Source organism: Sediminicoccus rosea, from assembly GCF_033547095.1.
GTDB lineage: Bacteria > Pseudomonadota > Alphaproteobacteria > Acetobacterales > Acetobacteraceae > Roseococcus > Roseococcus rosea.
Genome location: NZ_CP137852.1, coordinates 890582 through 903087, shown reverse-complemented (window position 1 = coordinate 903087; position 12506 = coordinate 890582). Strand labels below are relative to the sequence as shown.

Below are 12506 nucleotides of genomic sequence, written 5' to 3'. Positions count from 1 at the left end.
GGGGGCTGGCCATGAAGATCCTGGAACTCGCCAATGTGGATTTCTCGCTGCGGCATTTCCTGCTGCCGCTGATGCGCGGCGCCCGCGCGCGCGGGCATGAGGTGGTGGGCATCTCGGCCGAGGGCCCGCTGCTCGACGTGGCGCGTGGCGAGGGCTTCCGCATCATCCCCGTGGCCATGCAGCGCAGCCTGAACCCCCGCGCGCATATCCCCGCCTTCCGCGAGCTACGTCGCATCATGCGCGAGGAGCGGTTCGACCTGGTGCACGCGCACATGCCCATCTCGGGCTTCCTGGCGCGCGCCGCGGCCAAGGCCGAGGGCGTGCCGCGCATCGCCTATACCTGCCACGGCTTTCTCTTCAACCAGCCGGGCTCGTTCTTGCGGCGCAGCCTCTCGCTCGGCGCCGAATGGACGGCGGGGAAGTTCACCGACACCTTCCTCACCGTGAGCGAGGAGGAGGCGGCGGATGCGCGCCGCCTCTGGATCCATCGGGGCGCTACCGCCACCGGGAATGGCCGCGACCCCGCGCTCTTCCACCCCGACGCCGCGACGCGCACCGCCTTGCGTGCCGAGATGGGCGTGGGCGCGACCGACTGCGTCGTCATCGGCGTCTCGCGCCTGGTTCGCCACAAGGGCTGGCCCGAGTTGCTGCAGGCCATGGAGCGCGTGCCCCACGCCCATCTCTGGGTGGTGGGCGAGCGGCTCGCCTCCGACCATGGCGAGGACCTCACGCCGCATTTCCAGCGCGCCGCCGCCGCGCTTGGCCCGCGCCTGCGCATGCTCGGCTACCGGCATGACGTGGCACGGCTGCTCCAGGCCGCCGACATCTTCGCCCTGCCCAGCCATTTCGAGGGCCTGCCCATGAGCATCATCGAGGCGATGCTGAGCGGCCTGCCCGTCGTCAGCACCGACATCCGCGGCTGCCGCGAGCAGGTGTTGGATGGGCAGACAGGGCTGCTGGTCCCGCCCATGCAGGTGGCGCCACTCGGGGCTGCGCTGGCGCGGCTGGCGGCGGATGCCCCCTTGCGGCAAAGCATGGGGGCCGCCGGCCTCGCCCGTGCCCGCGAAAGATTCACCGAGAGCGCGGTGGTGGGCCGCACGCTCGACCTGTTGGGATTATAGCGATGACTGATACCACCCCCCTGGCCATTCGCCGCGCGCTGCTCTCCGTCTCCGACAAGACGGGCATCGTGGAATTCGCGCGCTTCCTGGCCGATCGCGGGGCCGAGATCCTCTCCACCGGCGGCACCGCCCAGGCGATCCGCGCGGCCGGCATCCCGGTGAAGGATGTCAGCGAGCACACGGGCTTCCCCGAGATCCTGGATGGCCGCGTGAAGACGCTGGTGCCGCAGGTGCATGGCGGCATCCTCGGCCGCCGCGATGAGGCCGCGCATGTGGCGCAGATGGAAGAGCACAGCATCGCGCCGATCGACCTCGTCGCCGTGAACCTCTACCCCTTCGAGGCGACGGTCGCGAAAGGCGCCGCCTTCGAGGATTGCATCGAGAACATCGACATCGGCGGCCCCGCGATGATCCGCAGCGCCGCCAAGAACCACGCCCATGTGGTGGTGGTGACCGAGCCCGCGCACCTCGCCCGCATCACCGCCGAGATCGAGGCCACGGGCGGCACCAGCGCCGAGCTCCGTCGCGAACTCGCCGCCGCCGCCTATGCCCGCACCGCCGCCTATGACGCGGCCATCTCCAGCTGGTTCGCCGGCCAGCTTGGCCAGGAGTTTCCGCCGCGCCTGGCTTTCGCGGGCACGCTCGCGCAGACGCTGCGCTATGGCGAGAACCCGCACCAGAAGGCGGGCTTCTACCTCGATGGCAGCGCGCGCCCCGGCATCGCCACCGCGAAGCAGATCCAGGGCAAGGAGCTGTCCTACAACAACCTGAACGACACGGACGCCGCCTATGAGGCCTGCGCCGAGTTCGAGCCGCCGGCCATCGTCATCGTCAAGCACGCCAATCCCTGCGGCATCGCCATCGCGGATGACCTGGCCACGGCCTGGGACCGCGCGCTGCTCTGCGATCCCGTCTCGGCCTTCGGCGGCATCGTTGCCGCCAACCGCACGCTGGACGCGGCCGCCGCCGAGAAGATCACCGCCATCTTCACCGAGGTTGTGATCGCGCCTGACGCCGATGAAGCGGCGCGCGCCATCTTCGCCCGCAAGAAGAACCTCCGCCTGCTGCTGACCGGCGGCATGCCCGACCCCGTGGCGCCCGGCATGGTCTTCCGCAGCGTGGCCGGCGGCTTCCTGGCGCAATCCCGCGACGCCGGGCGCGTGACCGAGGCGGATCTGCGCGTCGTCACGAAGCGCGCCCCCAGCGCGGCCGAGATGGCGGACCTGCTCTTCGCCTTCCGCGTCTGCAAGCATGTGAAGTCCAACGCCATCATCTACGCGAAGAACCTCGCCACCGTCGGCATCGGCGCGGGGCAGATGAACCGCGTGGAGAGCAGCCGCATCGCCGCCTGGAAATCGGAAGCCGCCGCCAAGGCCGCCGGCCTGCCCGAGCCGCTGGCCAAGGGCAGCGTCGTGGCCTCCGACGCCTTCTTCCCCTTCGCCGATGGCCTGGAGACCGCCGCCGCCGCCGGCGTGACCGCCGTGATCCAGCCCGGCGGCTCCATGCGCGACGCGGAAGTCATCGCCGCCGCCGATGCCGCGGGCCTCGCCATGGTCTTCACCGGGATGCGCCACTTCCGGCACTAATTCCCCGCAAAGCGCCTCCGGCATTTTTCTGGGGGCGCCGGATTGCCGCTGATCCTTTGAACTCGGCTCATCCTCCGGTGGCAAAGCCTCCGGAGGGCGGCAGGAGGCCAAAGGATCTGGGGTGGTGCGGATTCGCGGGAGACGGCATGATTCCTGCGATTCTTCGCGGGAGGCTTCGTGACGGTCGAAGTGGTGTTGCTGGGCTTGGTCGTGCTGCTGCTGCTCGCGGTGCTGGGGGTGCTGCTCGCTCGCAAGCCCGCCAGCGACCCGGCCCTCCCCCTGCTCCAGGCCGCGCAGGAACGCCAGGGCGAACGCCTCGGCGCGCTGACCGGCGAGGTGAAGGCCGCCCTGGCCGCGAGCGAGGCCTCGCTCGGCGCCGCCGTCTCGGGCTTCGCGGTGGAGCAGGCGAAGCTGCTGAACGAGGCACAGCACCGCCAATCCACGGCGCTCGCCACGCTGGAGAAATCCCTGCTCGAACGCCTCGCCACCGACGCCGCGCGCACGCGGGACGTGCTCGACCAGAAGCTCACCGAGATGCGCGAGACGAATGAGAAGCGCCTCGCCGAGATCCAGAAATCCGTCAACGAACAACTCGCCGGCGCGGTCGAGAAGCAGATGAACGAGAGCTTCGCCCGCGTGATCGACCAGTTCACCGCCGTGCAGAAGGCGATGGGCGAGATCCAGGCCGTCACCGGCCAGATCGGCGACATCAAGCGCCTCTTCGGCAATGTGAAGACGCGCGGCGGCTGGGGCGAGACGCAGGTGCGCGCCCTGCTGGACGACATCCTCCCCGAGGGCGGCTACGAGACGAATATCCGCCTGCGCGAGGACAGCGCCGATGTCGTCGAATTCGCCGTCATCATGCCGAGCCCGGGCGCCGTGCGCGTGCTGCTGCCGGTGGATGCCAAATTCCCGATCGAGGACTACGCCCGCCTGCTGGATGCCTGGGAAGCGGCCGACGGCGCGGCGGAGGCCGCCGCCCGCCGCGCGCTGGAGGTCCGCATCCGCGGCGAGGCGAAGAAGATCGCCGAGAAATACATCATCCCGCCCCGCACGGTGGAATTCGCCGTGATGTATCTGCCGACGGAGGGGCTCTATGCCGAGGTCGCGCGCATCCCCGGCCTGATCGACGACATCGGCCGCAACCAGCGCGTGCTCATCCTTGGCCCCTCGCTGCTGCCTGCCCTGCTGCGGACCATCCAGCTCGGCCATGTCACGCTGGCGCTCTCGAAGAACGCGGAATCGGTGCGCGAGCTTCTGGCCGCCACCAAGGGCGAGATGGGCAGGATGGCCGAGGTGCTGGACAAGCTCGGCAAGCAGGCGGGCACGATGACGCGCACCATCGGCGAGGCGCAGACCCGCACGCGGCAGATCGCCCGCAAGCTCCGCACCGTCGAGGCCCTGCCCGGCGAGCAATCGGGCGAGGTGCTGGGCCTGGATGCGCCCGAGGATGAGGAGGCCACGCGGTGACGACTCTCCAACTCCAATCCGCGCTGGGCCTCGCCCTGCTCTGCGCCCTCGCCTGGGCCATGGGCGGCTTCCGGCGGGATGCCTCCTGGCGGGTGGTGGCGGGCGGGATTGCCGGCCTCATCGGCCTCGCGGCGCTCATGCTGCATGTGCCGCTGCTGCGCGCCGGCTTCGCGCTGATCGGGCGTGCCGTGGATGCGCTGGCGCGCGCCACCCAGGCCGGCACGGCGCTGGTCTTCGGCTATCTGGGCGGCGGGCCGCTGCCCTTCGCCGAGACCGCGCCCGGCGCCTCCTTCATCCTTTTCTTCCAGGCGCTGCCGCTGGTGCTGCTGGTGGGCGCGCTTTCCGCCGTTCTCTATCACTGGCGCGTGCTGCCCTTCGTGGTGCGCGTGCTCGCCGCCGGGCTGCGCCGCCTCTTCGGCCTGGGCGGCGCGGCGGGCTTCTCCGTCGCGGCCAATGTCTTCGTCGGCATGGTGGAGGCGCCGCTGCTCATCCGCCCCTGGCTCGCCAGGCTCACGCGCTCGGAGCTGTTCGTCGTGATGGTGGCGGGCCTCGCCACCATCTCGGGCAACACACTCGTGATCTATGCGCTCATCATTTCGCCCGTGGTGCCGGATGCGGCGGGGCAGCTGCTCACCGCCTCCCTCATCGGTGCGCCTGCCGCTGTGCTGGTGGCCCTGCTGATGATCCCGGGCGGCGCGGTGACCGAGGGCGAGGCCCGAGGGCAGATCGAGGCGCCGCCGCTCTATTCCAGCACCATGGAGGCGCTGGTCCAGGGCACGACGGATGGCTTGCAGCTCCTGCTCGGCATCATGGCCGCGCTCATCGTCTTCGTGGCGCTGGTGGCGCTGGGCAATGAGGTGCTGCAGCCGCTCTTCGGCATCACGCTGCAGCAGGTGGCGGGCGTGCTGTTCTGGCCGCTGGCCTGGGCCATGGGCGTGCCGGCGAACGAGGCCGCGACGGTCGCGCAGTTCCTCGGCGTGAAGCTCGTGGTGAACGAGTTCGTCGCCTATCTCGACATGGCGCGCGGCGGGGCCGCCGCCCTGTCGGACCGCTCGCGCCTCATCCTCACCTATGCGCTCTGCGGGTTCACCAATTTCGGCTCGGTCGGGATCATGCTGGGCGGCATGTGCGCCATGTGCCCCGAGCGCCGGGGCGAGATCGTCTCGCTCGGCCTGCCCTCCCTTGCCGCCGCCACCCTCGCCTGCTGCCTGATGGGTGCGGCGGTCGGCGTGCTGACACCGCCCTGAGGCCGGGTTAGGCTCCCGGCATGAGCAGCTCCCATCTCGTCCATCGCAACCTCAAGACGGCACCGCCCGTCGCCGTCTCCGGCCAGGGCATCTGGCTGCGGGAGGCGGGCGGCCATGCCGTGATCGACGGCTCTGGCGGTGCCGCCGTCGCCTGCCTCGGCCATGGCCACCCGCATGTGCTGGCGGCCATGCAGGCGCAGCTCGGCAAGCTCACCTACGCCCATACCGCGCTCTTCTCCTGCGAGAGCGCGGAGCGCCTGGCGGACAGGCTGGTCGGCCATGCGCCCGGCAAGGAATACGGGGGGGGGCTTACCCACGCCTATTTCGTCTCCTCCGGCAGCGAGGGGATGGAGGCGGCGCTGAAGATGGCGCGGCAGTATTTCGTGGAGAAGGGCGAGCCGCAGCGCACCCGCTACATCGCCCGCCGCCAAAGCTACCACGGCAACACGCTGGGCGCGCTCGCCGCCGGCGGCAACGCCATGCGCCGCGCCCCCTACGCGCCGATCCTGAGCGACGCCTTCAGCCATGTCTCGCCCTGCTACGCCTATCGCGACCGCGCGGACCATGAGAGCGAGGCCGACTACGTCCAGCGCCTGGCCGATGAGCTGGAGGCGGAGTTCCAGCGCCTGGGCCCCGAGAACGTCATCGCCTTCTGCGCGGAGACCGTGGTCGGCGCCACGCTGGGCTGCGTCACCGCGCTCCCTGGCTATTTCCGGAAGATGCGCGAGATCTGCGACCGCCACGGCGCGCTGCTCATCCTGGACGAGGTGATGAGCGGCATGGGCCGCGTCGGCACCATGCATGCCTGGGAGCAGGAGGGCGTCGCGCCCGACATCCAGGTGATCGCGAAAGGCCTCGGCGGCGGCTATCAGCCCATTGGCGGCATCCTGGTGCAGGAGCGCGTGATCGCCGCCATCCGTGACGGCTCGGGCGGCTTCATGCACGGCCATACCTACCAGGCACACCCCATGGCCTGCGCGGCGGCGCTCGCCGTGCAGGAGGTGATCGAAGAGGAAAACCTGCTCGCCAATGTCAACGCCATGGGCGCGCTGCTGGAACAGGGCCTGACGGAGCGCCTGGGCAATCACCGCCATGTGGGCGACATCCGCGGCCGCGGCCTGTTCTGGGCCATCGAGCTGGTGCAGGACCGAGCCAGCAAGGCCGTCTTCGACCCCGCGCTGAAGATGAATGACCGCGTGAAGCGCGAGGCCTATGCGCGCGGCCTCGGCTGCTACCCGATGGGCGGCACGATCGACGGCCTGCGCGGGGACCACGTCATCCTCGCACCGCCCTACAATGTGACGGAGGCGGAAGTCGGCATGATCCTCGATCGCTTCGGTGCCGCCGTGGAGGCCGCCCTTGCCGGGTGAACCCGTAACGCGCGAGGCGGTCATCCTCGGCTATCGCATGCTGCTCGGCCGCGATCCGGAGAACGAGGACGTCATCGCCAATGCCCTCGCCGCCTGGCCGGACCTGCAGAGCTTCGGCAAGGCGCTGGCGACCTGCGCGGAATTCGGCCTGCGCCACGGCTCGAACCTGCACGCCCTGCCCTCGCTCGATGCCGGCTCCAACCTGGTCGAGACCGAGGCGGACGCCGACACGCTCGCGCTGATGGCGGCCAAGGTCGGCGGCTACTGGACGCGCGCGGGCGAGACGGCGCCCCATTGGTCCGTGCTGACCGAGGAACGCTTCCTGCCGCACAACATCGCGAACAACCTGGAGGCCTTCTACGCCGCCGGCGCCTGGGACGCGCAGGTGGTGGAGGCGACGCTCGGCCGCATCGGACGCAGCGTCGGGCAGTTCCGGCATTGCGTGGATTACGGCTGTGGCGTCGGCCGCGTCACGCTGCAATTGGCGCGCCGCTTCCCGCAGGTGACCGGCCTCGACATCTCGGGGCCGCATCTGCATCTGGCGCGCGAGACCTTCCGCGCCGCGGGCCTCGGCCATGTGACGCTGACGCAGGTGATGCCCGAGCGGCTGATGCCGGTGGAAAGCTGCGACCTCTGGTTTTCGCGCATCGTCCTGCAGCATTGCCCGCCGCCGGTCACCATGAACATCCTGCGCCAGGCCTTCCGCGCGCTGGAGACGGGTGGCGTCGCGATCTTCCAGCTGCCGGTCTGGCTCCAGGGCTATCAGTTCGACATCGCCTCCTACCTCGCCGGCACGCCGGGGGCGGACATGGAGATGCACGCCATCCCGCAGCGCGCCATCCTCGAGCTGGCCGACTGGCACGGCCTGGTGCTGCGTGACCTGCGGGAGGACAGCTTCCTCATCGGCCGCCCGGGTGGCGCGCTTTCCAACACCTTCACCTTCGAGAAACTGCGGTAGGAACACCGCGTCGAGGAGTAGGCACCGGCTTGCAGCGACTGAGCGGAAAGACCTGCGTCATCACCGGTGCCGCGCGCGGGATCGGCAGCGCCATCGCCCGGCGCTTCCGCGCGGAAGGTGCCGATGTCATCGTCACCGACCGCGATGAGGCCGGCGGATCCGCCCTGGCCGCGGAGATCGGCGCAAGCTTCATCCGGCTCGACGTCGGCGAGGAGGGCGACTGGCTGCGCCTCGCCGCGCTGGTGCCGCGGCTGGACGTGATGGTCAACAATGCCGGCGTCACCGGCTTCGAGGATGGCCCGGTTCGCCATGATCCCGAGCATGCCCGCCTGGAGGATTGGCGGGCGGTCCACCGCGTGAACCTCGATGGAACCTTCCTCGGCTGCCGCTACGCGATCGGCGCGATGAAGGCCGCGGGCAGCGGGTCCATCATCAACATCTCCTCACGCTCCGGCATGGTCGGCATTCCGGCCGCGGCGGCCTACGCCGCCTCCAAGGCGGCCATCCGCAACCACACCAAGACCGTCGCGCTCTACTGCGCGGAGCAGGGATGGAAGATCCGCTGCAACTCCATCCATCCAGGGGCGATCCTCACGCCGATGTGGGAGCCGATGCTGGGCGACGGTCCCGGCCGCGAAGCGCGCATGGCGGCGCTGGTCGCCGACACCCCGCTGCGGCGGTTCGGGATGCCGGAGGAGGTCGCGGCTGTCGCGGCGATGCTGGCCTCCGACGAGGCCACCTACGTGACGGGCGCGGAGCTCCATGTGGATGGCGGCCTTCTCGCTGGATCCGCCGCCACGCCGGGATAGGCCGGGCCGCCCTCGCGCCGCATGGCGGCGCCGCGGCCAGGCTCAGCGCAGCTGCAGATCCATCCCGCGCGTCAGTTCGGTCCAGATGTCGCGCACGCGGATGATCGCGGCGCTGAAATCCTCGGGGCCGAGCCAGGCGGGGTCGGTGTCCATGGCCAGCAGACGCTGGCGGATGCTCTCGCGCTGCATCGTGTCGCGGAACACCTGCACGAGGCGCGCATGGACCGGCGCCGGCATGTTGGCCGGCCCCAGCAGGCCCGCGAAGCCCGACCAGCCGCGGCCCACATCCACCCCCTGCTCGATGAAGGTCGGCACCTCATTCATGCTGGCGGCCCGCGTGTCGCCGAGCGCCGCGAGCGGGCGCAGGCGGCCGCTCGCGATGTGCTCGCGCGTGCTGGTCAGGCTGTTGATGCCCGCATCCACCTCGCGCGAGAGATAGGCGACGACCATCGGCGCCTCGCCGCGATAGGCGACATGCGTCATCCCGAGATCGAGCTTGTTGTTCATGGCGAGCGCGAAGACATGCGCGCTCGACCCCGCGGCCCAGGAGCCGAGCGTGAGGCCGCGCCCGGCGCGCGCCTGGGCGCGGGCATAGGTGATGAATTCCTGCAGGGTGCGCGGCGGGAGCTCGGCCCGGATCATGAAGATCAGCGTGGTCGTGCCCATCTGGCCGATCGGGCTGAAGTCACGCACCGCGTCATAGGGCGCATTGCCCAGCACGATGGGGGACTGGACCAGCGGCGTGATGGTGAAGAGCAGGGTGTGACCATCGGGCGCGGCCTTGGCCACCGCGTCGGCGCCGATCATGCCGGCAGCGCCCGAGCGGTTCTCGATCAGCACCGGAACGCGCAGCATCTCGCTCATCGGCTCGGCCACCAGCCGCGCCCAGACATCGGTGGCGCCGCCGGCGGGAAAGGGCACGATGATGCGGATCGGCCGGTCGGGCTGCCAGGTCCCCTGCGCGGCGGCGGGGGCGGCGAGCGGCGCGGCAGCGGCCAGCGCCAGCAGGTTGCGGCGTTGCATGTGGTGTTTCTCCCTGGACGTCTTTGCCGGGGAGCCTAGCCAGCATTCCCGCCGCGCGCCAACGGCTTATCGCGCCGGGCGCCTATCGCGCGCCGGGCCGCGCCGGCCGCCGCTCGGGCAGGAACTCGACGAAGTATTCGTAGTTGTCGGCGTTCAGCGCCGCGCGGTCCGGCTCCTTGCGGGCCAGCGCCAGGGCGGCGCTGCGGCCATAGGCCATGTCGCCGGTGCCGGCGGCGAGATGCGTCATCTCATGCACGATCACGCCGGGGCGCGAATCCGCGCCCTCGTTGCGGGCCTGGAAGAACATCGGGCAGAGCGTCACCGTCCGCCGCGTCAGGTTGGCCACGGCGAACACCGGGCGGTTGCCGCAGGTCTCGGCCGTGCCGCAGATCAGCGGCGGGCGGCGCTCGGGCCGCAGCAGTTCCAGCGTGCGCGCGAGGCGGACGCGGATCTTGGGCGGCGGCGTGGTGCCGAACCACTCGCGCACATGCGCGTGATGCGGCTCGGCATCGATGAAGGCGACGGCCTCCGCGGTGCGCCGCTCGGCCACCGCGACGGCGTGCTGGATGAGGATCATCTGCTTCGCATCGCAGCCGGCATGCGCCGTCGCGGCGCCTTTCGGGCCACCCTGGGGGCCGGCCTGGGCGCCACCTTGCGCCACCGCCTCGCAGGCACCGAGGAGCAGGGCCAGCACGGCGAAGCCGGCAAGCCGGCGGAAGGGCATCGTCGCGGTCATGGCCGATGCTAGGCCGAAGCCTCGGCGGGCCGGAAGGGGCAGCCGCCGTTCAGGCGCCGCGGCGCCATTCCCAATAGAGCGGCCGGCGCCCGGCGGCGAGCGCCTTGGCCTCGTAGCGCGTGGGCGGCCAGCCCTCCGGCCGCGTGGTGGCAGGCGCTTCGCCCGTGAACAGGGTTTGCGCGGCGAAGACCTCGGTCACCCAGGCCTGGTAGGTCGGGTCATCGCTCGCCACGCGCCAGATGCCGCCGGGCTTCAGCGCGCGCGCCACGATGGGCAGCATCTCGGGATGCACGAAGCGCCGCTTGGCGTGGCGCGCCTTGGGCCAGGGGTCGGGGAACATGAGGAAGAGGCGCGAGAGGCTCGCCTCCGGCAGCGCCATCAGCAATTCCCGCGCATCCTCGGGCCAGAGGCGCAGGCGCGGCGGCAGGGGCGAGGTGGCTTCCGCGCCCTCGGGGATGATTTCGGTGAGCAGGGAGCAGAGGCCGTGCTCATACACCTCGCTCGCGATGATGGCGGTGTCGGGGTTGGCCTGCATCTGCGCCAGCGTGTGCTCGCCGCCGCCGAAGCCCACCTCGAACCAGAGCGCATCGGCGCCTGCCGCGAAATCCAGGTCGGTGAAGCGGATCCGCGGCAGCGCCTCGGCCAGCAGCTTCTCCTGCCGCGCGCGCAGCTTCTTGCCGCGCCGCCGCCCATAGAGGCGATGCGGAATCCCCTCGGGCCAGTCGTCCGCGTCGGAAGGAATGTCAGATGTCATGCGGCCGTGCCTGCGGGGCCATTCCGCCCCCTGGAGCCCTCGCGTGGCTTCGCCACGCGAGGATGAGCCATCCCATCAGGATGGAAACCAATCCGGGGTCCCCACGAAAGCGCGAAGCGATTTCGTGGGGGATAAATCAGCGCCCGAAGGCCGCCTTCAGCGCGGGGACCAGGTCGGTCTTTTCCCAGGTGAAGGTGCCCTTCTCCTCATCCGGCGTGCGGCCGAAATGGCCGTAGCTGGAGGTCGGCACGTAGATCGCGCGGTTCAGGTGCAGGTGCTCGCGGATGCCGCGCGGCGAGAGGTTCACCAGGTCCTGGACGACCTTGGCGAGCTTCACCTCGTCCACATCCTTGCCCGTGCCGTGCAGGTCGAAATAGACCGAGAGCGGCTTCGCCACGCCGATGGCGTAGGAGACCTGGATGGTGCAGCGATCGGCCAGGCCGGCGGCCACCACGTTCTTCGCCACGTAGCGCGCGGCATAGGCGGCCGAGCGGTCCACCTTCGTGGGGTCCTTGCCGGAGAAGGCGCCGCCGCCATGCGGGGCCGCGCCGCCATAGGTGTCCACGATGATCTTGCGCCCCGTCAGGCCGCAATCGCCGTCCGGGCCACCGATCACGAAGGTGCCGGTCGGGTTGATATAGAGCTCGTTGTCCGGGCACATCCAGCCGGCGGGGAGCGAGGTCTCGATCAGCGGCTTCAGCATCGCCTTGATCTGCGCCTGCTCCAGGCCTTCCTCATGCTGCGTCGAGACGACGACCGAGGTGGCGCCGACGGGCTTGCCGTCCACATAGCGCAGCGTGACCTGGCTCTTCGCGTCGGGCAGCAGGCCCTTCACGGCCACATCGCCATTGCGGCGCATCTCGCTGATGCGGCGCAGGATCAGGTGCGCGTAGTAGAGCGGCGCGGGCATCAGGTCGGGCGTCTCGGTGCAGGCATAGCCGAACATGATGCCCTGGTCGCCGGCGCCCTCATCCTTGTTGCCGGCCGCGTCCACGCCCTGCGCGATATGCGCGGACTGCGCGTGCAGGTGGCACTCCACATGGGCGTTCTGCCAGTGGAAGCCTTCCTGCTCGTAGCCGATATCCTGGATCGCCAGCCGCGCCTTGTGCATCAGCAGCTCGGGCGTGATCGAGGCGGGGCCGCGAACCTCACCGGCGATGACCACGCGGTTGGTGGTGACCAGAGTTTCGCACGCCACGCGGGCATACGGGTCCTGTTCGAGGAAGGTGTCGAGCACGGTATCGCTGATGCGATCCGCGACCTTGTCGGGGTGGCCTTCGGAGACGCTCTCCGAAGTGAACAGGTATTCGCCCTTGTCGCGCATGGCTTGGTTCGGCCTCTTGTCGCTGGATGAGTGTTCCGGAACGGGATCAGCCCGCGGAATCACCCAGTGGGCGACCGGACACCCCGGTCAGGCTGGCCCACCTCACGC

Annotated in this window: 11 protein-coding genes; 7 read left to right on the top strand and 4 right to left on the bottom strand. The window is 70.4% G+C overall.

Features of this window, described 5'->3' with window-relative positions; translation table 11 throughout:
• The first annotated feature begins 11 nt into the window (after positions 1–11).
• The 7 genes from R9Z33_RS04220 to R9Z33_RS04190 all read left to right on the top strand — a co-directional run bounded on the left by R9Z33_RS04220 (position 12) and on the right by R9Z33_RS04190 (position 8561).
• Entirely contained in the window at positions 12–1121 is a 1110-nt protein-coding gene (locus tag R9Z33_RS04220; protein ID WP_318650056.1) for a glycosyltransferase family 4 protein, read from the top strand.
• 2 nt (positions 1122–1123) lie between these two features.
• The gene (gene purH, locus R9Z33_RS04215; RefSeq protein WP_318650055.1) at positions 1124–2707 is read left to right on the top strand and encodes a bifunctional phosphoribosylaminoimidazolecarboxamide formyltransferase/IMP cyclohydrolase; all 1584 of its coding nucleotides are present in this window, start codon (positions 1124–1126) and stop codon (positions 2705–2707) included.
• A 177-nt stretch (positions 2708–2884) separates the two neighbouring features.
• The gene (locus R9Z33_RS04210) at positions 2885–4177 is read left to right on the top strand and encodes a DNA recombination protein RmuC (protein WP_318650054.1); all 1293 of its coding nucleotides are present in this window, start codon (positions 2885–2887) and stop codon (positions 4175–4177) included.
• Positions 4174–5424, top strand: a complete 1251-nt coding sequence (locus tag R9Z33_RS04205; protein WP_318650053.1) for a NupC/NupG family nucleoside CNT transporter — start codon at positions 4174–4176, stop codon at positions 5422–5424. The genes R9Z33_RS04210 and R9Z33_RS04205 overlap by 4 nt, the downstream gene beginning before the upstream one ends.
• A gap of 20 nt (positions 5425–5444) precedes the next feature.
• The gene (locus R9Z33_RS04200) at positions 5445–6794 is read left to right on the top strand and encodes an aspartate aminotransferase family protein (RefSeq protein WP_318650052.1); all 1350 of its coding nucleotides are present in this window, start codon (positions 5445–5447) and stop codon (positions 6792–6794) included.
• Entirely contained in the window at positions 6784–7752 is a 969-nt protein-coding gene (locus R9Z33_RS04195; protein WP_318650051.1) for a class I SAM-dependent methyltransferase, read from the top strand. The genes R9Z33_RS04200 and R9Z33_RS04195 overlap by 11 nt, the downstream gene beginning before the upstream one ends.
• A gap of 29 nt (positions 7753–7781) precedes the next feature.
• Positions 7782–8561, top strand: a complete 780-nt coding sequence (locus tag R9Z33_RS04190) for an SDR family oxidoreductase (protein WP_318650050.1) — start codon at positions 7782–7784, stop codon at positions 8559–8561.
• 42 nt (positions 8562–8603) lie between these two features.
• Here R9Z33_RS04190 and R9Z33_RS04185 read toward each other — a convergent pair whose 3' ends face one another.
• From R9Z33_RS04185 to metK, 4 genes are all read right to left on the bottom strand, one after another.
• The gene (locus R9Z33_RS04185) at positions 8604–9584 is read right to left on the bottom strand and encodes a tripartite tricarboxylate transporter substrate binding protein (protein ID WP_318650049.1); all 981 of its coding nucleotides are present in this window, start codon (positions 9582–9584) and stop codon (positions 8604–8606) included.
• Between the two features lie 82 nt (positions 9585–9666).
• Positions 9667–10320: a M35 family metallopeptidase gene (locus tag R9Z33_RS04180; RefSeq protein WP_318650048.1), complete on the bottom strand. Its 654-nt coding sequence runs from the start codon at positions 10318–10320 to the stop codon at positions 9667–9669.
• Positions 10321–10369: 49 nt separating this feature from the next.
• Complete coding sequence (gene trmB, locus R9Z33_RS04175; protein WP_318650047.1) at positions 10370–11074, bottom strand: tRNA (guanine(46)-N(7))-methyltransferase TrmB; 705 nt, start codon at positions 11072–11074, stop codon at positions 10370–10372.
• Positions 11075–11210: 136 nt separating this feature from the next.
• Positions 11211–12398 (bottom strand): methionine adenosyltransferase, encoded by a 1188-nt coding sequence (gene metK, locus R9Z33_RS04170; RefSeq protein ID WP_318650046.1) that lies wholly within the window; start codon positions 12396–12398, stop codon positions 11211–11213.
• Positions 12399–12506 lie beyond the last annotated feature (108 nt).